The sequence below is a fragment of the Pseudomonas sp. TH41 genome (genome assembly GCF_016650695.1).
Classification (GTDB): domain Bacteria; phylum Pseudomonadota; class Gammaproteobacteria; order Pseudomonadales; family Pseudomonadaceae; genus Aquipseudomonas.
Map to the genome: position 1 here is coordinate 130274 of NZ_JAEKFH010000004.1, position 22018 is coordinate 152291.

Here is a 22018-nt window from a genome sequence, read left to right on the forward strand (position 1 = left end):
CTACTCTCCACCAAGATCGGAAAAGGGTTTTAGCCCACTCAATAATCCAAACAAACCATGCAACGGCACAGGCAGCCACGTGGGGCGATTTTCCGCCTCATACGCCACCTCATACGCTGCCTTTTCCAGACTGAACAACGCCAGCGCGGCGTCATCGCCTTCAGGATCTTGCCATGCATGAGCAAGACTAGCTGCCGCCAGCCGATAAGCGTCGATAAATGCTTGTCTCGCCTCAATTAAATAGCGGTCAGCGACGTGCTGACGAGCGGCCTGCGCATCGGCGGTGTTATCGACGTTCTGCACATTGATCGTCATCGCCGCCGCGTAGTCGAAGGAGCGCAACACCCCGCTCACGTCTTTATACGGACTGTGCTTGCCTCTTCGCGCGTGCAACGGCCGTGCCGGTTCGCCTTCAAAGTCGATCAGGTACGCATCGCCCTTGATCACCAGCACTTGCCCCAGGTGCAGGTCACCATGGACGCGAATGCGCAATCCACCGGTCGTTTTTTTGCCCAGATCCTGCACATGACTGAGGATGGCTTTTTTGTTGTCCAGTAAACGACTGACCAGGGCTTTGTCTGCCGGGTTCAGTTCATTTTGGTGCTGCTTGAGCAACTTCAGTGCATGTTCCAGTTGCGCAGCGACGTCCTTGGCCGAGGCCAGTGCGTCTTTTTGCGTGGACACTTGCGGGGCGAAGTCCGGATTGTCGGTGGGGGCCGCCAGCACTTGATGCATTTCACCGAGGCGCAGGCCAAGCATGCTGGCGAAGTCCTTCAGCTCGCCAAGCGCATTGTAGTGCTGTTCCTGTTCCGACACGGCGTCGGCCAGTTCGTCGCGCAACGCCCGTTCGAGGTTGTTTTGCGTCCACTCCCACGCGTCGCCCTGATTGCTCAAATAGCCTTGGGCGATCATCAACAGCGTGCCCTCACCCGCCGTATCGTGGCGAGCCACCGACCCCAGCAACGGCGAAATATTGCGGTAACCGGCATGGGTCAAATACGCGCTCATCTCCAGTTCCGGGTGGACGCCCGTGGCCAGTTTACGGATCAGTTTCAGCACCAGGCTGTTGCCGATCACCACCGAACTGTTGGACTGCTCGGCGGACAGATAACGCACTTCGGACTCGCCCGTCAGGCCCAGTTTCGCCAATTGAGCAGTCGGTTCGAAACGGATCTCGCCCGCGCTGGATGGCAGTACCGTGTTGGCCTGCATGCCTTGCAGCACAGACCTGATAAACGTTTCCAGGCTAAACGCATCGGTGATCAAACCGACCTGGCGTACGCGTCGGACCCGCGACAGCGCCAGTTGTTGGGGCAACGCCGCACCCACCTGATCTTCGGAAATAAAGCCGAACGGCAACTGATAGCGACTGGTCTGGCCGCCGCTGGTGACATCGATTTCACTCAGCAGCACCGGGTGCAGTGGATCGCCGAAACGCACGCCGTAGGCGATATTGACCTGTTCGATAGCCCCGTCCTTGCCAGCGAACCAGCGGCGGTTCTGCAGCCAGCTCGGCAAGATGCCCTGCTCGAGTGTGCCCCGGGATGGGGCTTCAAGCAGTTCTTCCATGCGTTTTTTCAACACCAGCGTGGTGAAGTCCGGCAGGCTTTGCGCCGGTTCGACGTGCCAGCTCGGCATCTGGTTTTCCGCGGCCAGCACAAACCAATAGAAGCCGTAAGGCGCCAGCGTCAGGAGGAAATTCAACTGGCCGATGGGCGGGAAAGCATTACCGCCAAGCATCTCCACCGGCACCATGCCGACATAAGCCGACAGATCCAGTTCCGCCGCCTGCGCGCTACGCGACACGTTGGCCACGCACAGGATGATTTCGTGCTTGCCGTCTGCCCCGGTGAATTCCCGGGTGTAGGCCAGAATCCGTCGATTGCTCGGCGACAGCATTTTCAGCGTGCCACGCCCGAAGGCCTTGGATTGCTTGCGCACGGCAAGCATGCGTCGGTTCCAGTTCAACAATGAATGCGGGTCGCCGGCCTGGGTTTCGACGTTGACTGACAGGTAACCGTATTGCGGGTCCATGATCGGTGGCAGCACCAGGCTCGCCGGGTCGGCGCGGGAGAATCCACCGTTACGGTCGATCGACCACTGCATCGGCGTACGCACGCCGTCGCGATCGCCCAGATAGATGTTGTCACCCATGCCGATTTCATCGCCGTAATACAGGGTCGGCGTGCCGGGCATCGACAGCAGCAGGCTGTTGAGCAGTTCCACACGGCGGCGGTCGCGTTCCATCAACGGCGCGAGGCGGCGGCGAATCCCCAGGTTGATCCGCGCCCGACGGTCGGCCGCGTAATAATTCCACAGGTAGTCGCGTTCCCTGTCGGTAACCATTTCCAGGGTCAGCTCATCATGGTTGCGCAGGAAGATCGCCCACTGACAGTTGGCAGGGATTTCCGGGGTCTGACGCAAAATGTCGGTGATCGGGAAGCGATCTTCCTGGGCCAGCGCCATGTACATGCGCGGCATCAACGGGAAGTGGAACGCCATGTGGCACTCGTCGCCATTCAAGCCTTTGGCATCGGTGTCACCGAAATACAACTGCGTGTCTTCCGGCCATTGATTGGCCTCCGCCAAGAGCATGCGGTCCGGGTAGTTGGCGTCGATTTCGGCACGAATCTGCTTGAGGACGTCGTGGGTCTCGGGGAGGTTTTCGTTGTTGGTGCCGTCGCGTTCAATCAAGTAAGGAATCGCGTCCAGACGCAGGCCGTCGATGCCCATGTCGAGCCAGTAGCGCATCACCGACAACACCGCTTTCATGACTTGCGGGTTGTCGAAATTCAGGTCGGGCTGGTGGGAATAGAACCGGTGCCAGAAATATTGGCCGGCCACCGGGTCCCAGGTCCAATTGGACTTTTCGGTGTCGAGAAAGATGATGCGGGTGCCGTCGTACTTTTGATCGTCATCAGACCAGACGTAGAAGTCCCGCGCCGCCGAGCCTTTTTTGGCTTTGCGCGCACGCTGGAACCAGGCGTGTTGATCCGAGGTGTGGTTGATGACCAGCTCGGTAATCACCCGCAGGCCGCGTTTATGCGCCTCGGCGATGAAGCGCTTGGCATCGGCCATGGTCCCGTAATCGGCGTGTACGCCACGGTATTCGGCGATGTCGTAACCATCATCGCGCCGTGGTGACGGATAGAACGGCAACAGCCAGATGGTGTTGACGCCCAGGTCGGCAATGTAATCGAGTTTGGCGATAAGACCGGGAAAGTCGCCGATCCCGTCATTGTTGGAGTCGAAAAAAGACTTAACGTGAACCTGGTAGATCACCGCATCCTTGTACCAGAGAGGGTCCTTGATGAAGGTGGCTGCCTTGGGTTTCTTCGCCATTTGAAACTCCTGTTGAATTCGAAAAAGCCTCTGAGCCGATCACCTGCCTCAAACGCGATGATTACCGTGTAGGAGCGAGCTTGCTCGCGAAAGTTTTCAACGATAACGCGCCAAGCCTGATACACCGAGGCGTTCTCAGGTTTATCGCGAGCAAGCTCGCTCCTACAGGTCGTGCGTCTATGCGGTAATCCGCCAAATCCCGAACGGCTGATAGGCCGGGTCAATCCGCATGAACTGGTACTTGCCGTGCCAGGTCCAGCGGTGGCCGTTCATCAAGTCTTCGCCCTGGGTGCTGGCGTCGTCAGGCAAGCCCATTTCCCACAGCGGCAATTCGAAATTGGCTTCCTGGACGTTATGCGGATCAAGACTGACCGCCACCAGAATGAAGTTGCTGCCGTCCGCGCTGCGCTTGCCGAAATACAGAATGTTGTCGTTCCACGCGTTGTAGACCTTCAAGCCCAAATGCGTGTGCAGCGCCGGGTTCTGCCGGCGAATACGATTGAGCTGAGCGATCTCGGCAATGATGTTGCCTGGCGAGTTGAAGTCCCGAGGACGGATTTCATACTTTTCCGAGTTGAGGTATTCCTCTTTGCCCGGCACCGGCGCGGCCTCACACAGTTCGAAGCCTGAATACATGCCCCACAAACCGGAGCCCATGGTCGCGAGCGCTGCGCGGATCAAAAAACCCGCACGGCCGGACTCATGCAAAAACGCCGGGTTGATGTCCGGGGTGTTGACGAAGAAGTTCGGGCGGAAGCATTCGCGCCACGGTGACTCGTTGAGTTCGGTGAAATACGTCGCCAGTTCGTACTTGGTGTTGCGCCAAGTGAAGTAGGTGTAGCTCTGGGAATAACCGACCTTACCCAACCGCGCCATCATCGCCGGCGTGGTAAAGGCTTCGGCGAGGAAAATCACTTCGGGGTACAGCGCCCGCACATCCGCGATCAGCCACTGCCAGAAGGGCAGCGGTTTGGTGTGAGGATTGTCGACGCGAAACAGCTTCACGCCCTCCTCGACCCACCCCACCACAACGTCGCGCAATTCGACCCAAAGGCTGGGGATCGCTTCGACGGCGTAGAAATCGACGTTGACGATGTCCTGATACTTTTTCGGCGGATTCTCGGCGTATTTGATCGTGCCGTCCGGCCGCCAGTTGAACCAGCCAGGATGCTGCTTGAGCCACGGGTGATCCTGAGAACACTGGATCGCGAAATCGAGGGCGATTTCCAGGCCATGGTCCGCCGCCGCCGCCACCAACTTGCGAAAATCTTCGCGGGTCCCCAGTTCCGAGTGAATCGCTTCATGCCCTCCCTCTTCGCTGCCGATAGCGTACGGACTGCCCGGATCGTCCGGGCCGGCAGTGAGGGCGTTGTTCGGGCCTTTACGGTAGCTGCGACCAATCGGGTGGATCGGCGGGAAATAAAGGACATCAAACCCCATGTCCTGAATCATCGGCAGCCGCGAATGCACGTCGTTGAAGGTGCCATGGCGAGCCGCATCGTCAGTGATCGAACGCGGAAACAATTCATACCAACTGGCAAACTGCGCCAGTTCCCGTTCGACGTCCAGCGGATACTCGGGACTGAGACTCACGTAGGCACGGTGATCGGCCTGGGCCATCAGCTCGGCGCTTCGCGGGTGCATAAACAGCGCAACCTGCTCGGTTTCGAGCAGCCCAGCCAGTTCATTGCACAACGCCGCCAGATCCTCGCTCAGCGCGCCATCCGCTCGCTCGGCCGCCTGCTGCACCAGTGTTCGCCCTTCCTGCAGTTCAAGGCTGACCGGCACCCGGGCCGCGTGCTTTTTTTCCAGCTCATAACAAAAACTGGCGAACTGATCGATCCAGGCCTCAATGCAAAACACATAACGACCCTGGCGCACCACTCGGAACTGGCCCTGCCAGCCGTTATTGCCGAGGTCGCTCATGACCTCGCTCTGCCAGGTCTCATCGCCCTCGGCGCGCCAGCGGATGCGCACCGCCAGTTTGTCGTGACCATCGGCAAACACCTTGCTGGTCACCACCACGTCCTGACCGACCACGGCTTTCACGGCAAACTGCCCACCATCAAGGATCGGCTGGGTGTTTTCAATCACGATACGTGGCAGCAGCAACGCCTGCGACAGCGGCATATGAGGGTTGTAGTTCAGCTCTGTCGGTTTTTCAGCAGTCATCGAGCATCTCTCCTTTACGCCCAATGGACGCTCTTGTGTCTGATGTTCCGTGAAAAAACTCACTTAGGTTCCGAGCGGCAGGCAACGGTAAAAGTTCACGTGGATTTGCCTGAAGCCACCAAGGGAATCAATTCCTTCGCACAGTGGTCAACCAACTTAAGCACGACTTACGCCATGTGCCACCCGGAGGCTTCAACAATGAGTATTCCTATCCCGGCCGAAACACCGGATCCGAACATCGATCAACCCACCGTCCCGCCCACGGAGCCGCAACCGGTGCCGGAGCAAGACCCGCCTGGCACGACCGCGCCACCGCGCGAGGAACCGCCAAGCACGATGCCGCCGGTGATTGTGAATCCGTAAACAATGCTCCATCCGTGTGAAGATTCAATGTAGGAGCTGCCGAAGGCTGCGATCTTTTGATCTTGATCTCGGTGCTTCGTGGATCGTAAAGATCAAAAGATCGCAGCCTTCGGCAGCTCCTACAGGGGATGCTGTCCGTGAAAGGTTGCTGGAGGATGGACCGCGCCGACCATTAATCGGTTGCACCGAACGATGTCCGGCGGATGCGCCCTAACCCTATAGAACCCGCACAAAAAGGAAATCTCCATGACCGTGCGCATCGAAAACCAGGCCTGCTTTTTCATCACCGAGAACGGCGAAGAAATTCGCCTGTGCCCCGACGTGACCATCATCACCGACTCGGAAAAAGCCATGTCCGCGGTGGAGATCGACGGTCAGCGCTTTTACATTACCGAAGCAGAAGCCGACGCATTGACCGTAGCAGGCGCCGTCGACGGTCGTAAGCATTTGAAGGCCACGGACAGTGATTCGGTGATTTGACTGACCCGGATCAATAATGCTCGCGGATGCCTGACATAGGCACCCGCGTCCCGTTGTGGCAGGTGCATCAACTTGTCGCAGGCAGCGGATTAGCGCTCATCTGATCCGCTTTTTATTGCAATACCTGAGTCTGTTATGCAAACAGATCGGCGCTCATAGTGCTCTCGCCTGATGGAGGCTGATGAGCGAAAGACCATGAGCGATAGAATCCCCGTCCGAACCGTAGAAAGCCCCCCTTTAGTACAGAGCTATGAGCCTTCGCGCCCCAAGATAAAGGCCAAGTCCAGCGACAACCTGATCCACACCCGCAGTTTCACCGGTCTGTTCCGTACCTTGCGCATGAGCGGCGCGGGGTTTCTGTTTTTGCTGTTCTTCGGCACGGTGTGGTTGAACTGGGGCGGTCGCCAGGCCGTGCTCTGGGACCTTTCCGAAAGCAAATTCCACATCTTCGGCGCGACCTTCTGGCCGCAGGATTTCATTCTGCTGTCAGCGCTGTTGATCATTGCTGCGTTTGGCCTGTTTGCGATCACCGTGTTTGCCGGCAGAGTCTGGTGCGGTTACACCTGCCCGCAGAGTTCCTGGACCTGGATCTTTATGTGGTGCGAGAAAATCACCGAGGGCGAGCGCAACCAGCGCATCAAGCTGCAAGCGGCGCCCTGGGGTCTGAACAAATTGATGCGCCGCTCGGCCAAGCACACGCTGTGGCTGGCCATCAGCTTGCTGACTGGCCTGACCTTCGTCGGTTACTTCACCCCGATCAGGCCGCTGACCGAAGAGCTGCTGACCCTGCAAATGAGCGGTGTCAGCCTGTTCTGGGTGCTGTTCTTCACCGGCGCGACTTACATCAATGCTGGCTGGCTGCGTGAAGCGGTGTGCATGCACATGTGTCCGTATGCACGGTTCCAGAGCGTGATGTTCGACAAAGACACCCTGACCATTTCCTACGACGTCGCCCGCGGCGAAAACCGTGGTCCGCGTAAACGTGAGGTGAAGCCTGCCGAAGCCGGCCTCGGCGATTGCATCGACTGTCAGCTCTGCGTGCAGGTCTGCCCGACCGGCATCGACATCCGCGACGGTTTGCAGATGGAGTGCATCGGGTGTGCGGCGTGCATTGATGCCTGTGATTCGATCATGGACAAAATGGGCTATGCCCGAGGGCTGATCAGCTATACCTCGGAGCATGAGTTGCAGGGTGGCAAGACTCACCTGCTGCGCCCACGACTGATCGGCTACACCGCCATGCTGGTGCTGATGATCGGGGCGCTTGCCTTGGCGTTGGTGGAACGGCCGATGGTGTCGCTGGATGTGAGCAAGGACCGGGGGCTGTTCCGCGAGAACAGTCAGGGACAGATCGAAAACATCTACAGCCTGAAGGTCATCAACAAAACCCAGCAACGTCAGGATTACCGTCTGAGCCTGGTCGATGGCGACGGCTTCCAACTGCAAGGCAAGACTGAACTGAGTCTGGCACCCGGTGAAATTGTGGATGTGCCGGTGTCGGTGGCGATGACGACGGAGCGGCCGAGCAGTAGTTCGCAGACGATCAGCTTCAGGATTGTCGACAGTGATGAGCCGGGCATTTATAGCGTGGCCAAAAGCCGGTTTGTGGCGCCGATGAATCGTTGAGCCTTTAAGATGCAGAGCCTAAAAGATCGCAGCCTGCGGCAGCTCCTACATTGGATCGACGTGCCTCTGTAGGAGCTGCCGCAGGCTGCGATCTTGGCAATGTCAGTTGCAGCCATTTTTCAATAAATGACACCAATCCGGACCCCAGATGAAACGCTACGAAAAATTCGCCGACGACATCGCTGAACTGATCCGCTCCGGTGTCCTCGGCCCTGGCCAGCGCGTGCCTTCGGTGCGCTACGCCAGCCAGACCTACGGGGTCAGCCCGTCCACGGTGTTCCAGGCCTATTACCTGCTCGAGCGTCGCGGGCTGATCCGCGCCCGGCCGCGTTCCGGCTACTTCGTCAACGCTCATGCGCCGAGCCCGTTTTCAGAGCCGGTGATCAGCAGCCAGGTCAACGAATCCACCGAAGTCGACGTCAGCGAACTGGTGTTCTCGGTGCTCGACTCCATCAAGGACCCGAACACGGTCCCCTTCGGCTCAGCGTTCCCCAGCCCAACCCTGTTTCCCTTGCAGCGGCTGTCACGATCGTTGGCGAGCGCTTCCCGGGAGATGGACCCGCGCATGGTTGTCACCGACATGTCGCCGGGCAACCCGCAACTGCGTCGGCAAATCGCCCTGCGCTACATGGTCGGTGGCCTGATGCTGCCCATGGAAGAGCTGCTGATTACCAACGGCGCCCTCGAAGCCCTGAACCTGTGCCTGCAAGCGGTCACCGAGCCCGGCGACCTGGTGGCGATCGAAGCCCCGGCGTTCTACGCCTGCCTGCAAATACTGGAACGGCTGAAACTCAAAGCCGTGGAAATCCCCGTGCACCCGCGTGACGGCATTGACCTCGGCGTGCTCGCCCAGACCCTCGAACGCCACCCGATCAAGGCGTGCTGGTGCATGACCAGTTTCCAGAACCCCATGGGCGCGACCATGCCCGAGTCGAAGAAACAGGCACTGGTGGCGCTGCTACGCAGCCATCAAGTGCCGCTGATCGAAGACGACGTCTACGCCGAACTCTATTACGGCCAACACGCACCGAAACCGGCGAAAGCCTTCGACACCGAAGGGCTGGTGATGCATTGCGGTTCCTTCGCCAAAAGCCTCGCGCCCGGTTACCGCATCGGCTGGGTCGCTGCCGGTCGCTACGCGCAGAAGATCGAACGCCTGAAACTCATGACCTCGCTCTGCGCCTCGATGCCGGCCCAGGCCGCCATTGCGGATTACTTGCAGCACGGCGGCTATGATCGGCATCTGCGTAAATTGCGTTACGCACTGGAAGAACAGCAAAGCGCGATGCTCGCGGCCATCGCCCGCTACTTTCCGGCGCAGACGCGCGTGAGTCAGCCGGCCGGCGGCTATTTTTTGTGGCTGGAGTTGCCGCCACAGATGGATTCGTTGAAGTTGTTCCAGATGGCATTGGCGCAGGGGATCAGCATCGCGCCGGGGCCGATTTTTTCACCGACGCAGCGCTTCAGGAATTGTATTCGGTTGAATTATGGCAGTCCGTGGGATGAGGCTGCGGAGAAGGCGATGGAGACGTTGGGCAGGATTGTGCGGTCGTTCTGAAATTTTGTGGCGTTCCGACTGGCGCCTTCGCGAGCAAGCCCGCTCCCACAGGGGAATGCGATCAACTGTGGGAGCGGGCTTGCTCGCGAAGGGGCCATAACAGACAACGCAAATCTTGAGGACTAACGCCCACCACCCAGATCAACAAACGTACCCGTCGCATAAGAAGCCTTGTCCGACAACAACCACACAATCGCCTCCGCCACTTCATCCGGCCGGCCACCCCGGGCCATTGGAATCGCCGACTCTAGCTTGCTGACCCGATCCGGATCACCGCTCAACGCATGGAAGTCGGTGTAGATGTAACCCGGCCGCACGGCGTTGACGCGAATGCCTTCGCCGGCCAGTTCCTTGGACAGGCCGATGGTAAAGGTGTCGAGCGCACCTTTGGACGCGGCGTAGTCGACGTATTCACCGGGCGCGCCCAGGCGCGCGGCGACCGACGACACATTGACGATGCTACCGCCCTGCCCGCCATGCTTGGGCGACATGCGCAGGATCGCGTGCTTGGCGCAGAGGATCGGCGCCAGGACATTGGTTGTAAGGATTTTCAGAATGCGATATTCGGACATTTCGTCGACCCGCGACTTGTGCCCCACGGTGCCGGCGTTATTCACCAGTGCCGTGACCCGGCCGAGTTCAGTGTCCACACGATGGAACATACCGATCACTTCGTCTTCGATGCTGACGTCGGCACGTACCGCGATGGCATGGGCACCCAAGGCGCGGACTTGTTCCAGCACACGCTGCGCAGCCTGTTCATCAGCCAGATAGTTGATACAGATCCGATAGCCTTGTTCGGCGGCCAACAGGGCTGTGGCAGCGCCGATGCCGCGGCTGCCACCGGTGATGACGATGACTTTGTCCATGTGAGCGTTCCCCCATTCCAAGCGTAAGCTGTCGGGGCAAAGAATAACCGCCATTGCCGGTTTTTGCATGGACCGTAGCAGCTGCCGAGCTGCGCGAGGCTGCGTTCGGCGGCGTGAAATCGGACTGCGTGGTGTTTCAGGAGGATCTGGTACTCCAGTTTACGACGGCTGCGCCGCCGGACGCAGCCTCGCGCAGCTCGGCAGCTGCTACAGGAATCTTTAAGCCGTCACCAAACGTTCTGCACGAAGAATATCCACCATGAACCGGTCGGCCGGCAGTGGGTGGCCGAGCAGGTAGCCCTGCAACGAATCGCACCCGAGTTGGGTCAGGAAGTCCTGCTGAACGTCGGTTTCCACGCCTTCGGCGACAATTCGCAAACCTAACGCCTGGCCGAGGGCAACAATGGCGGAAACGATGGCGGCGTCATCGCTGTCACGTTCCAGATCGCGAACAAAACCCCGGTCTATTTTCAGCTCGTTGGCCGGCAGGCGCTTGAGGTACATCAAGCTCGAATAGCCGGTACCAAAGTCATCGATGGAAAGGTCAACGCCCATTTCCGACAGCTCCTGAAGCACCGTCATGCTCGCATCGGCATCACTCATGGCGGTGGTTTCGGTGATTTCAAGCGTCAGGCTGTTGGCTGGCAGATGATGAGTGGCCAGTGCCTTGGCAACGCTCTGGACCAAACCGATGTGGCAGAACTGCAAGGCCGAGAGGTTCACCGCGATGCGCCAGTCGGTATAGCCGAGTACATACCACTCACGCATCTGACGGCAGGCTTCGTTAAGCACCCACTCGCCAATCGGTATGATCAGCCCGGTTTTCTCTGCAAGTTCGATGAACTTGTCTGGCAGCAACATGCCTCGGGTTGGATGCTCCCAGCGCAGTAACGCCTCGGCGCCCACCGGCCGGCCGTTGCTGGCGTCGAACTTGGGCTGGTAATGGAGGCTGAACTGTTGTTGTTCGAGGGCAGCGCGCAAGTCTTGCAGCAATTGCAGTTGTTTGCGCGCGTTGCTGTTCATCGAAGCGTCAAAGAAGCTGTAACCGTTTTTGCCCGTGCCCTTGGCGTGATACATCGCCGCGTCGGCGTTCATTAGCAGTTCCTGGGCGGTTTGGCCATTGCCCGGATACAGCGCGATGCCCACGCTGGCAGATATCTGCAAGTCATGTTCGGCGACCTGGAACGAGCGCGCGATCAACCCGACCTGACGGGCCGCCAGGCTCAATGCGTCGTTCTGTTCGCCGAGTTGCACCAGCAGCACAAACTCATCGCCGCCGATTCGCGCAAGTGTGTCCTGGCTACGCAAATCTTCACGCAGTCGCAGGCCGACTTCGCGCAACAACTGATCGCCCATGTGATGACCGAAGGCGTCGTTGACCGGTTTGAAACCGTCCAGATCGATGAACATCAAGGCAAAACAGCCGCCCTGCTCCTGCACCCTCGACATCGCTTGATCGATGCGATCGGCCAGTAATACCCGATTCGGCAGGCCGGTCAGGGTGTCGTGCAAGGCCAGTTGGGTCAGCTCGCGATTGGCTTCAGTCAACGAATGGGCAAGGCTGGAGGTACGAGCTTCCAGACGCGCATCGAGAATCGAGGTCAGCAAGGCAATGCTCAACACCGCCAGTGTGGTGATCAGCACCAGGGTGTCCAGGCCCTTGCCGTTCAGGCCGTTGATGGCCGCACCACAGAAACTGCCGTCCGGGAAGCGGGCCGCCGCCATGGCGGTGTAGTGCATGCCGACGATGGCGAAGCCCATTACCACCGCCGCGCCGCCGCGGATCAGGCCGACATAAGGCGTGTGCTGACGCAACCGGAAAGCGATCCATAACGCCGCGCCCGACGCGCCGACCGCGATCAGCAGCGACGCACCGAACAGTGTCGGATCGTAATCGATGCCCGGTTGCATGCGCATGGCCGCCATGCCGGTGTAATGCATGGCACTGATACCGGCGCCCATGGTCAGCGCGCCGAACGCCAGTTGCCAGGCAGGCAGTCGTGGCTGACTGACCAGCCACAGGGCAAAGCCGCAGGACAGAATCGCGATCAGCAGCGACAGCACCGTGATGCTGAGGTCGTAACCAAGGTCGATGGGCAATTTGAACGCGAGCATGCCGATGAAATGCATGGACCACACGCCGACCCCCATCGCAAACGCACCGCCCGCCGTCCACAAATGCACCGCCCGCCCCTTGGCCGTGGCGATGCGCCCGGTCAGGTCGAGCGCGGTATAGGAGGCAAGAATCGCTACAAACAGCGAGATGACAACCAGCGTGGAGGAATAGCTACCGATGAGCATGGGACTTCTCGTAAACGCCCGCCGTACGGCTTCCAGGGGGGCAAATGCGGCGATTGTACTGATTGCGCAAAAGAACGCACTGACAAAATCATCAAAAGGCCATCAACCTGATGAAACACTTGTTTGATTGCCCATCGATCCCTGTAGGAGCTGCCGCAGGCTGCGATCTTTTGATCTTGATTCTCTGCGGCCCCAAAAAGATCGCAGCCTTCGGCAGCTCCTACAATGGGGCGGCGTCAGTTGTTACGGGTTTTCGCTCATCTGCAACGCCCCATCCCAACCACCACCCAATGCCGCAATCAATTGCACGCTGGCAATCAGGCGACTTTGCAGCAGGTCCAGCATGTTGCGTTCGTTGCTCAACGCCGTGGCCTGAACCACCACCACATCGAGATAAGCAATCAGTCCGGCCTTGTACTGGTTCTGGGTCAAACGCAAGGATTCACGTGCCGCATCCAGTGCCTGCTGGCGCACTTCGGATTCATTTTCCAGCACCTTGAGCTGGACCAGAAAATTCTCCACTTCACGGAAGCCGTCAAGCACGGTCTGGCGGTACTTGGCCACGGTTTCGTCGTAAGCCGCTTCGCTGCGGTCGACTTCCGCCGAACGCTGGCCGCCGTCGAACAGGGTCATGGCCAATTGCGGCCCTACCGACCAGAAGCGGTTCGGCAGACTGAACCAGTTGGCATACGTACTGCTGCTATAGCCACCGTTCAGGCTCAGCGTAAGATCCGGGTAGTAGGCAGCCTTGGCCACGCCGATATTGGCGTTGGCGGCCATCACCGAGCGCTCGGCGGAGGCGATGTCCGGGCGCCGTTCCAGCAGCTGCGAAGGCAGGCTCAGCGGAATCTGCGGTAACGCCGGGATGTCGCGGATTTCGGCCAGACGGAACTCGGCCGGAGCCAGCCCGATCAGAACGGCAATGGCGTTCTCGAACTGGGCACGCTGCCAGATCAGGTCAACCAGGTCAGCTTGAGTGCCTTTGAGCTGAGCCTGGGCCTGAGCCACCGCGTTTTTACCGGAGACACCGGCGCGGTACTGGTTTTCGGTCATGGTCAGTGAACGTTGATAGGCCTCGACCGTCGCCTCCAGCAGACGCTTCTGTTCATCGATGACCCGCAATTGCAGGTAGTTCTGCACCAGTTCCGATTGCTGGCTCAGACGCATCGCTGCCAGATCGGCAAAACTCGCCTCGGCGTTGGCGGTGTCGGCTTCGAGCCCTCGGCGCAATTTACCCCAGACATCGGCCTCCCAACTGACGCCGGCCTGCGCGGTGTAAGTGTTGCGAATGCCACTGGAAGAACTGGTCAGGCTTGAGTTGCTGCTACCGGTGCCCTGGCTGGAACGATTTTTCCCGGCCGTCAGGTCCACGGTCGGGAAAAATGCACCGCGGGCGCTGCGCACCAAGGCCTGGGCCTGGCGGTATTGCGCTTCGGACTGGGCGACCGTCTGGTTGGCGCTGTTGAGTTTCTCGATCAGGCCATTGAGTTGGTGATCGCCGTACAGCTCCCACCAGGCACCGCGTGCAAGGGAATCGCTCGGACTGGCCTGACGCCAACCTGCCGCTTCCTTGTATTGCGCCGGGGCGGCGGCTTGCGGGCGCTGATAGTCCGGGCCAACAGCGCACGCACTGAGCATCGCCACGCACAGCGCCAGGCTCAGCAAACGCGAACCCCGAGCCGCAGTCAACGGGGTGGCCAGATTGATAAGCGAACGGTCAGTCATAGCGGAGTTTCCAGAGCAGCATCGGTACGCACCCCACGCCATCTATTGAAGCGATGGCGCAGTTTGTCGAGATAGAGGTAAACCACCGGGGTGGTGTAAAGGGTCAGCACCTGGCTGAAGATCAGCCCGCCGATAATGGTCAGGCCCAGCGGTTGGCGCATTTCCGCGCCTTCGGCACGGCTAAGCAGCAACGGCACCGCGCCGAGGATCGCCGCCAATGTGGTCATCAGAATCGGTCGCAAACGTTGCAAACAAGCACTGCGAATCGACTCCAGCGGTGCCAGGCCTTGATGGCGTTCGAGTTGCAGCGCAAGGTCGATCATCAGGATCGCGTTCTTCTTCACTACGCCAATCAGCAAAAACAGCCCCAGCAATGAGATCAGGCTGAACTCGCCGCCCAACGCGTAGATCGACAGCAATGCGCCGACACCGGCCGACGGCAAGGTGGACAGAATCGTCAGCGGGTGAATGTAGCTTTCATACAGCACACCCAGCACCAGATACACCGCCACCAGCGCGCCGAGAATCATCCACGGCTGGCTCTTTTGAGTCGCGGCGAAGGCATCGGCGGTACCGGCCATTTTCACGATCACGTCTTCCGGCATGCCGAGCCGGGCAATCGCCCGCTCGATGGCGGCAGTGCCCTGCTCCACGGTCACGCCTTCGGCCATGTCGAAGGAAATGCTCTCGGAGGCAAACTGGCCTTCATGGCTGACGCGATCATCTTCCAGGCTGTTTTCGTAATGGGCGATGGTCGACAGCGGAATCCGTGCGCCAGCAGCGGTGATCACTTGAACCTGTTTAAGGGTGATCGGGTCCTGGGCGTATTTCGGGTTGACCTCCATCACCACCTGATACTGGTTAAGGCTGTCGTAAATCGTCGAAATCTGCCGTTGGCTGTACGCGTTGTTCAACACGGCAGTCACCATGTTCATGTCGACGCCCAGGCGTTTGGCCTGATCCCGATCGACGATCAGGGTCACCTGTGCCGCACCGCGTCCCTCGCGGGCATCGATCGCGGTCAGCTCCGGCAAGGCCTTGAGCGCGGTCACGACTTTCGGGTACCACTGGCGCAACTCGCCAAGGTCAGCGCTTTGCAGGATGTAGGAATACTGCGACGTGGTCTGCTCGCGACCGCCACCAAACTGCAGGTCCTGATCCGCCATCAACATCAGTTGCGCACCGGCGACCTTGGGCATTTCCTTACGCAGCCGCTCAATGACTTTCTGCGCAGACAGGTTGCGTTCCTTGATCGGCTTCAGACGCACCAGCATGAAGGCGTTGTTGGTGCCGTTGGTGCCACCGATGAAGCCGGCGACACTTTCCACTGCGTCGTCCTTGAGCACGGCACGGCGGAACGTTTCCATTTTCGGCTGCATCACGCTGAACGACAGGCCATCGTCGCCGCGCACGAACCCGATCAACTGACCGGTGTCCTGTTGAGGTAGAAATGTTTTAGGAACAACAACATACAAAAGAATATTAACGCCAATTGTCACGAACAGGCTGAGCAACGTCAGGCGCCGGTGGCGCAGCACCCAGTCGAGGCTGGTCGCGTATTTGCCCACCAGCCATTCGTTGGCTCGCTGACTCGCGCGTTGCAGGCGGTTTTCCTGACCCGGCGTATGCGGCTTGAGCCAGCGGGCGCAGAGCATCGGCGTCAACGTCAACGAGACCACCAGCGACACCACGATGGACGCGGCTAGCGTAATGGAGAATTCACGGAACAGGCTTTCGATGATCCCGCCCATAAACAGGATCGACAGGAACACCGCCACCAGCGAGACGTTCATCGACAGCAGCGTAAAGCCGACCTCCTGAGCCCCGAGGTACGCGGCCTTCATCGGCGGCAAGCCTTTGTCGATGTGCCGTGAAATGTTCTCCAGCACCACGATGGCGTCGTCCACCACCAACCCGGTGGCTAGAATCAGCGCCATCAGCGACAGGTTGTTCAGCGAGAAGCCGTAGAGGTACATCACCGCAAAGGTGCCCACCAGAGACACCGGCACCGCGAGGGTAGGAATCAGCGAGGCGCGGAAGTTACCGAGAAACAGGAACACCACCAGAATCACCAGCGTCACGGCAATCAGCAGCGTCATTTCCGCCTCGTGCAGCGTGGCCTTGATCACGGGCGAGCGGTCCATTGCCAGGTTCAGTTTGACGCTGGCCGGCAGCACGGCCTGCAATGCTGGCAATTGGGCCTTGATCTCGTTGACCGTCTCGATGATGTTGGCGCCGGCCTGACGGTTGATCACCAGCAACACCGCCGCGTCATCGTTGAAGAAGCCGCTGTTGTAGCGGTCCTCAACGCCGTCACTGACCTTGGCCACATCCTTCAACCGCAGCGCCGCGCCACCGTTGTAATGAATGATCAGCGACTCGTAATCCTTGGCTTTTTCCAGTTGATCATTGGCCTGAACCTGCCACAAACGCTGGTCGTCTTCGACCGAACCCTTGGGCCGACGCACGTTGGCATTGGCAATGGTGTTGCGTACATCGTCCAGCGCCACGCCGTACTGGCTGAGCGCCTGCGGTTCGAGCTCAATACGCACCGCCGGCAAGGAGCTGCCGCCGATCTGCACTTCACCGACGCCCTGCACCTGGGACAGGCTCTGGGACAGGATCGTCGAGGCCAAATCGTAGAGCTGGCCCTTTTCCAGCACATCGGACGTCAGCGACAGCACCATGATCGGCGCCTGGGACGGGTTGACCTTCTTGTAGGTCGGCATGCTGCGCATCCCGCTCGGCAGCAGGTTGCGCGAGGCGTTGATCGCCGCCTGCACTTCCCGCGCCGCGCCATTGATGTCGCGGTCGAGGTCGAACTGCAAAATCACCCGGGTCGAGCCCTGGCTGGACCGGCTGCTCATGGTGTTAACCCCGGCGATGGCGCCGAAGGATCGCTCCAGCGGTGTCGCCACTGTCGAGGCCATCACCTCGGGGCTGGCGCCGGGCAGACTGGCCTGAACCACGATCACCGGGAAGTCCATTTGTGGCAGCGGCGACACTGGCAGCAGGCCGAAGCTCACGCCGCCCAGCAGCATGATCGCCAGGCTCAGCAACATCGTCGCGACCGGGCGTTTGATGAAAGGTCCGGAGAGGTTCATGGCTGCTCTACCGCTTCCACGGACTCAGACTTGCGGCCCCAGCGCCGGCCGAGGCGGTCGAAATACAGATAGATCACGGGCGTGGTGAACAGCGTCAGCACCTGACTGACCAACAAACCGCCGACCATCACCAGACCCAGCGGCTGGCGCAGTTCCGCACCGGACCCGGTCGCCAGCATCAACGGCACCGCACCAAACAATGCCGCCAGCGTGGTCATCAGGATCGGCCGGAAACGCAACAGCGCCGCCTGATAGATCGCCGTCTCCGGGTCGATGCCCTGATTGCGCTCAGCGTCGAGGGCGAAGTCGATCATCATGATCGCGTTTTTCTTCACGATACCGATCAACAAGATGATGCCGATGATCGCGATCATCCCCAGGTCATTGCCGCTCAACAGCAACGCCAGCAAGGCGCCAACCGCTGCCGAGGGCAAGGTCGAGAGAATGGTGATCGGGTGGATGTAGCTCTCGTAGAGCACGCCCAGCACGATGTACATGGTCACCACCGCCGCCAGAATCAGCAGCAAGGTACTCGACAGCGACGCCTGGAACGCTTCGGCCGCCCCCTGGAACTGGGTCTGCACGCCAATCGGCATGCCGATGTCCTTCTGCACCTGATCGATGATCTCGACCGCCTGCCCCAGCGCCACGCCGGGGGCGAGATTGAACGACATCATCACGGCCGGGAACTGGCCAATGTGCGTAATCGCCAATTGCGCCTGACGCTCCTCGACGTGCGCCAGGCTCGACAGGCGAACCTGCCCGCCATCGGTGGTCTTGACGTGGATCTGGTTCAGCGCACCGGGGCCGATTTTCTCGCCGGACTGCGATTGCAGGACCACGCGGTACTGGCTGGCCTGGGTGTAGATGGTGGAAATCTGCCGCTGACCGAAGGCGTCGTACAGCGCATCGGTGATGTTCGATACCGACACGCCGACCCGCGACGCCGCATCGCGGTCGATCACCAGGTAGACCTGCAGACCCTTGTCCTGCAAATCGCTGGCGACGTCGGTCAGCTCAGGCCGCTGGGCCAATGCCTCCACCAAACGACCGCTCCACAGGTTCAACAATTCCGAGTCCGGCGATGACATGCTGAACTGGTACTGCGTGCGGCTGACCCGATCTTCGATGGTCAGGTCCTGCACCGGCTGCATGAACAGGCGGATGCCGACCAGTTTGTCGAGTTCCGGTTGCAGGCGGGCAATCACTGCGGTCGCGCTTAAGTCGCGGGCGCTGTGGGACTTGAGGTTGATCAGCAAGCGGCCACTGTTGAGCGTCGAGTTGTCGCCGTCGACGCCGATGTAGGACGACAGGCTTTCAACGGCCGGATCAGCGAGGATTACCTTGGCCAGTGCTTGCTGACGCTCGCTCATCGCTGCAAAGGAAATCGACTGCGGCGCTTCGGAAATGCCCTGAATCACGCCGGTGTCCTGCACGGGGAAGAAGCCCTTGGGCACGACCGTGTAAAGGAACACGGTCAGTGCCAGGGTGCCGACGGCCACCAGCAAAGTCAGCGGTTGACGCTTGAGAACCCACTTTAACTTGCGCCCGTAAGCCGCGATCATCCAATCAATTGCAGCACCACTTGCGCGGTAAAAACGGCCCTGTTCTTCTTCCTTGGGTTCTCGCTTGAGCAAACGCGCGCACATCATCGGCGTCAGGGTCAGGGACACCACCAGGGAAATCAGGATCGCAACCGCCAGGGTGATGGCAAATTCGCGGAACAGGCGCCCTACCACGTCGGCCATGAACAGCAGCGGTATCAGTACCGCAATCAGCGACAGGGTCAGGGAAATCAGGGTAAAACCGATCTGCTTGGCGCCCTTGAGCGCCGCGTTCAAGGGGCTGTCGCCCTCTTCGATGAATCGCGAAATGTTCTCCAGCATCACGATCGCATCGTCCACCACGAAACCGGTGGCGATGGTCAGGGCCATCAAGGTCAGGTTGTTGACCGAGAAACCCGCGAGGTACATCACGCCGAAGGTGCCAATCAGCGACAACGGCACGGCCACCGACGGGATGATCGTGGCGCTGGCCCGCCGCAGGAACAGGAACGTGACCATCACCACCAATGCGATGGCGATAAGCAATTCGTGTTGCACGTCGGTGACCGAGGCACGAATGGTCTGGGTCCGGTCGGTGAGGACCGTGACGTCGAGGCCGGCCGGCAGGTTGTCGGTGATGCTCGGCAGCAAGGCCTTGATCCGGTCGACCACCTCGATAACGTTGGCGCCGGGCTGACGCTGAATGTTCAGCAGCACAGCCTGGTTTTCGTTGGCCCAGGCCGCCAGGCGTTCGTTCTCGGCACCGTCGACTATCTCTGCCACATCCTTGAGTCGTAATGGCGCGCCCTTGGCGTAGGCGAGGATCAGGTTGGCGTAGTCCTGGGGCGAGGTCAGCTGGTCGTTGGCATCCAGCATCGAGACCCGGGTCGGGCCATCAAAGTTGCCTTTGGGCTGGTTGACGTTGGACGCACCAATCAAGGTGCGCACATCCGACAAGTTCAGGCCGTTGGCCGCGAGGGCTTCGGGGTTGACCTTGATTCGCACGGCCTGACGTTGCCCGCCGGCGATGCTGACCATGCCGACGCCGCTGATCTGGGCGATTTTTTGCGCCATGCGGGTGTCGACCAAATCGTTGAGTTTGGGCAGCAGCATGGTCTTGGACGTAATGGCAAGGGTCAGCACCGGGGTGTCCGCCGGGTTGACCTTGTTGTACACCGGCGGCGCTGGGAGGTCCTTGGGCAACAAATTGGTCGCGGCGTTGATCGCGGCTTGCACCTGCTGCTCGGCGACGTCCATGTTGATGTCAAGGCTGAAACGCAGGGTCAGCACCGAAGCGCCGCCCGAACTGGTCGAGGCCATTTGAGTCAGGCCGGGCATCTGCCCGAACTGCCGCTCAAGGGGGGCGGTCACGGCACTGGTCATCACATCCGGGCTGGCGCCGGGATAGAGCGTCATGACGCGGATGGTCGGGTAGTCGACCTGAGGCAACGCCGACACGGGTAGCAGGCGATAAGCGATGATGCCGGCCAGCACAATGGCCAGCATGCTCAGGGTGGTGGCAACCGGGCGAAGGATGAACAGCCGCGAGATGTTCATGCGCCGCCCTTTTTCGCCTTGTCGGTGGTCGCTGGCTCAGTCCCGCTGGCTGCCGACTTGCCCTGCAGGTGGCCGGTCGGGGTCGTCGGTACGTCCTTGGTGTCGTTGACCACTTCGACGTCGCTGCCTTCTTTCAGGCGGTCAGTGCCTTCCAGGACTACCCGGTCACCGGGGGCCAGGCCTTCAACAATCACCGTGTTATTGCCGTCACTGGCGCCGACTTTCAACTGACGGATCGTGACCTTCTTGTCACCGTCCAGCGCATAGACGAAGGTACCGTTGGTGCCGAACTGGATCGCTGCCGAGGGCGCAAGCACGACGTTTTTGAGGGTGTCGGCCAGCAGGTGGACGTTAACGAATTGATTAGGGAACAACGACTGATCGCGGTTTTCGTAACGCGCCTTGAATTTCAGCGTGCCCGTGGTGACGTCGATCTGGTTATCCAGGCTCTGCAATACGCCGGTCGCTTGCAATTTCATGTCGCCGCGATCCCAGGCTTCCACCGGCAGCTTTGCGCCGGAGCGATAACGGGCCAGCACGGTTTCCAGGCTGTTTTCCGGCAAGGTGAACGCCACGCTGATTGGCTGGGTCTGGGTGATGATCACCAGCGCGGTCGTGTCGTTGGCCGCCACCAGGTTGCCAACGTCCAGCTGACGCAGGCCCACACGTCCGGAAATCGGTGCGCGGATCTGGGTGAATTCGAGATTGAGCTTGGCGTCGTTGACCGCTGCCTGATTGGTCTTGACCGTGCCCTGATATTGGCCCACCAGTGCTTCGGCGGTGTCCAGGGTCTGCTTGGCGATACTGTCTTCGCGATACAGGCCGCGATAACGCTCGACATCGACCTGCGCGTTTTTCAATTGCGCCTGATTCTGCAACAACGTGCCTTCGGCTTGAAGCAAGGCGTTCTGGTAAGGACGTGGGTCGATTTCAGCCAGCAAGTCGCCCGCCTTGACCATTTGTCCTTCTTCGAAGGAGATCTTCATCAATTCGCCGCCAACACGGCTGCGCACATTGATGGTATTCAGCGCCGTGACGGTGCCCAGCGCCTTGTAGTACAGCGCAAAGTCGCCTTTGATCGCGGGTGCCACACGCACCGGGACCGGCCCGGTCGCCCCGCCGAACCCCGGACGCATTCCCCCCGCCCTGCCGGTGTGTCCGGCGACGGCTTTTTGCCCTGTACCCTCTTTATGGCTGCTGCCTGCGGGCCAGAATTTCCAGCACAGACCTGCGATGACCAACAGGACAAGCAGGCCAAACAGCCAGCGACGGGGATTACGGGAAGCGGAGGATTGCATTGAATGATCAACCATTGGGCGCGTGGGCTACTTTTACATGAGGCTGAACGATAAGCACTGGCGGCTCTTAAGCAAAGCG

At 60.0% G+C, this 22018-nt stretch carries 12 protein-coding genes; 4 read left to right on the plus strand and 8 right to left on the minus strand.

Annotated elements, in window-relative coordinates; translation table 11 throughout:
* Positions 1-3342 (minus strand): maltose alpha-D-glucosyltransferase, encoded by a 3342-nt coding sequence (gene treS, locus JFU37_RS17365; RefSeq protein ID WP_201116727.1) that lies wholly within the window; start codon positions 3340-3342, stop codon positions 1-3.
* Positions 3343-3519: 177 nt separating this feature from the next.
* Positions 3520-5514 (minus strand): alpha-1,4-glucan--maltose-1-phosphate maltosyltransferase, encoded by a 1995-nt coding sequence (locus JFU37_RS17370; protein WP_201116729.1) that lies wholly within the window; start codon positions 5512-5514, stop codon positions 3520-3522.
* Between the two features lie 198 nt (positions 5515-5712).
* Here JFU37_RS17370 and JFU37_RS17375 point away from each other — a divergent pair, with 198 nt between their 5' ends.
* From JFU37_RS17375 to mapR, 4 genes are all read left to right on the plus strand, one after another.
* The gene (locus tag JFU37_RS17375; RefSeq protein ID WP_201116731.1) at positions 5713-5877 is read left to right on the plus strand and encodes a hypothetical protein; all 165 of its coding nucleotides are present in this window, start codon (positions 5713-5715) and stop codon (positions 5875-5877) included.
* Between the two features lie 246 nt (positions 5878-6123).
* Positions 6124-6357 carry a DUF3203 family protein gene (locus JFU37_RS17380; RefSeq protein ID WP_201116734.1) on the plus strand — a complete coding sequence of 78 codons (234 nt, stop codon included), beginning with the start codon at positions 6124-6126 and terminating at the stop codon, positions 6355-6357.
* Positions 6358-6552: 195 nt separating this feature from the next.
* Positions 6553-7983 carry a cytochrome c oxidase accessory protein CcoG gene (gene ccoG, locus JFU37_RS17385; RefSeq protein ID WP_201116737.1) on the plus strand — a complete coding sequence of 477 codons (1431 nt, stop codon included), beginning with the start codon at positions 6553-6555 and terminating at the stop codon, positions 7981-7983.
* 148 nt (positions 7984-8131) lie between these two features.
* Positions 8132-9541, plus strand: a complete 1410-nt coding sequence (gene mapR, locus JFU37_RS17390) for a GntR family transcriptional regulator MpaR (protein ID WP_201116738.1) — start codon at positions 8132-8134, stop codon at positions 9539-9541.
* A 122-nt stretch (positions 9542-9663) separates the two neighbouring features.
* Here the strand turns inward: mapR and JFU37_RS17395 are convergent, their stop codons facing one another.
* From JFU37_RS17395 to JFU37_RS17420, 6 genes are all read right to left on the minus strand, one after another.
* Positions 9664-10410 carry an SDR family oxidoreductase gene (locus tag JFU37_RS17395; RefSeq protein ID WP_201116741.1) on the minus strand — a complete coding sequence of 249 codons (747 nt, stop codon included), beginning with the start codon at positions 10408-10410 and terminating at the stop codon, positions 9664-9666.
* A 219-nt stretch (positions 10411-10629) separates the two neighbouring features.
* Positions 10630-12711, minus strand: coding sequence for a putative bifunctional diguanylate cyclase/phosphodiesterase (locus tag JFU37_RS17400; protein WP_201116743.1), 2082 nt, complete (start codon positions 12709-12711; stop codon positions 10630-10632).
* A 243-nt stretch (positions 12712-12954) separates the two neighbouring features.
* Positions 12955-14436 (minus strand): efflux transporter outer membrane subunit, encoded by a 1482-nt coding sequence (locus JFU37_RS17405; RefSeq protein ID WP_201116745.1) that lies wholly within the window; start codon positions 14434-14436, stop codon positions 12955-12957.
* Positions 14433-17540, minus strand: a complete 3108-nt coding sequence (locus tag JFU37_RS17410) for an efflux RND transporter permease subunit (RefSeq protein WP_201116748.1) — start codon at positions 17538-17540, stop codon at positions 14433-14435. Before JFU37_RS17410 ends, JFU37_RS17405 begins: the two co-directional genes overlap by 4 nt.
* Positions 17537-20641 (minus strand): MdtB/MuxB family multidrug efflux RND transporter permease subunit, encoded by a 3105-nt coding sequence (locus JFU37_RS17415; protein ID WP_201116750.1) that lies wholly within the window; start codon positions 20639-20641, stop codon positions 17537-17539. Before JFU37_RS17415 ends, JFU37_RS17410 begins: the two co-directional genes overlap by 4 nt.
* A complete protein-coding gene (locus tag JFU37_RS17420) occupies positions 20638-21954 on the minus strand; it encodes an MdtA/MuxA family multidrug efflux RND transporter periplasmic adaptor subunit (protein ID WP_201116752.1) in 1317 nt (438 codons plus the stop codon). The genes JFU37_RS17415 and JFU37_RS17420 overlap by 4 nt, the downstream gene beginning before the upstream one ends.
* Positions 21955-22018: the final 64 nt, after the last annotated feature.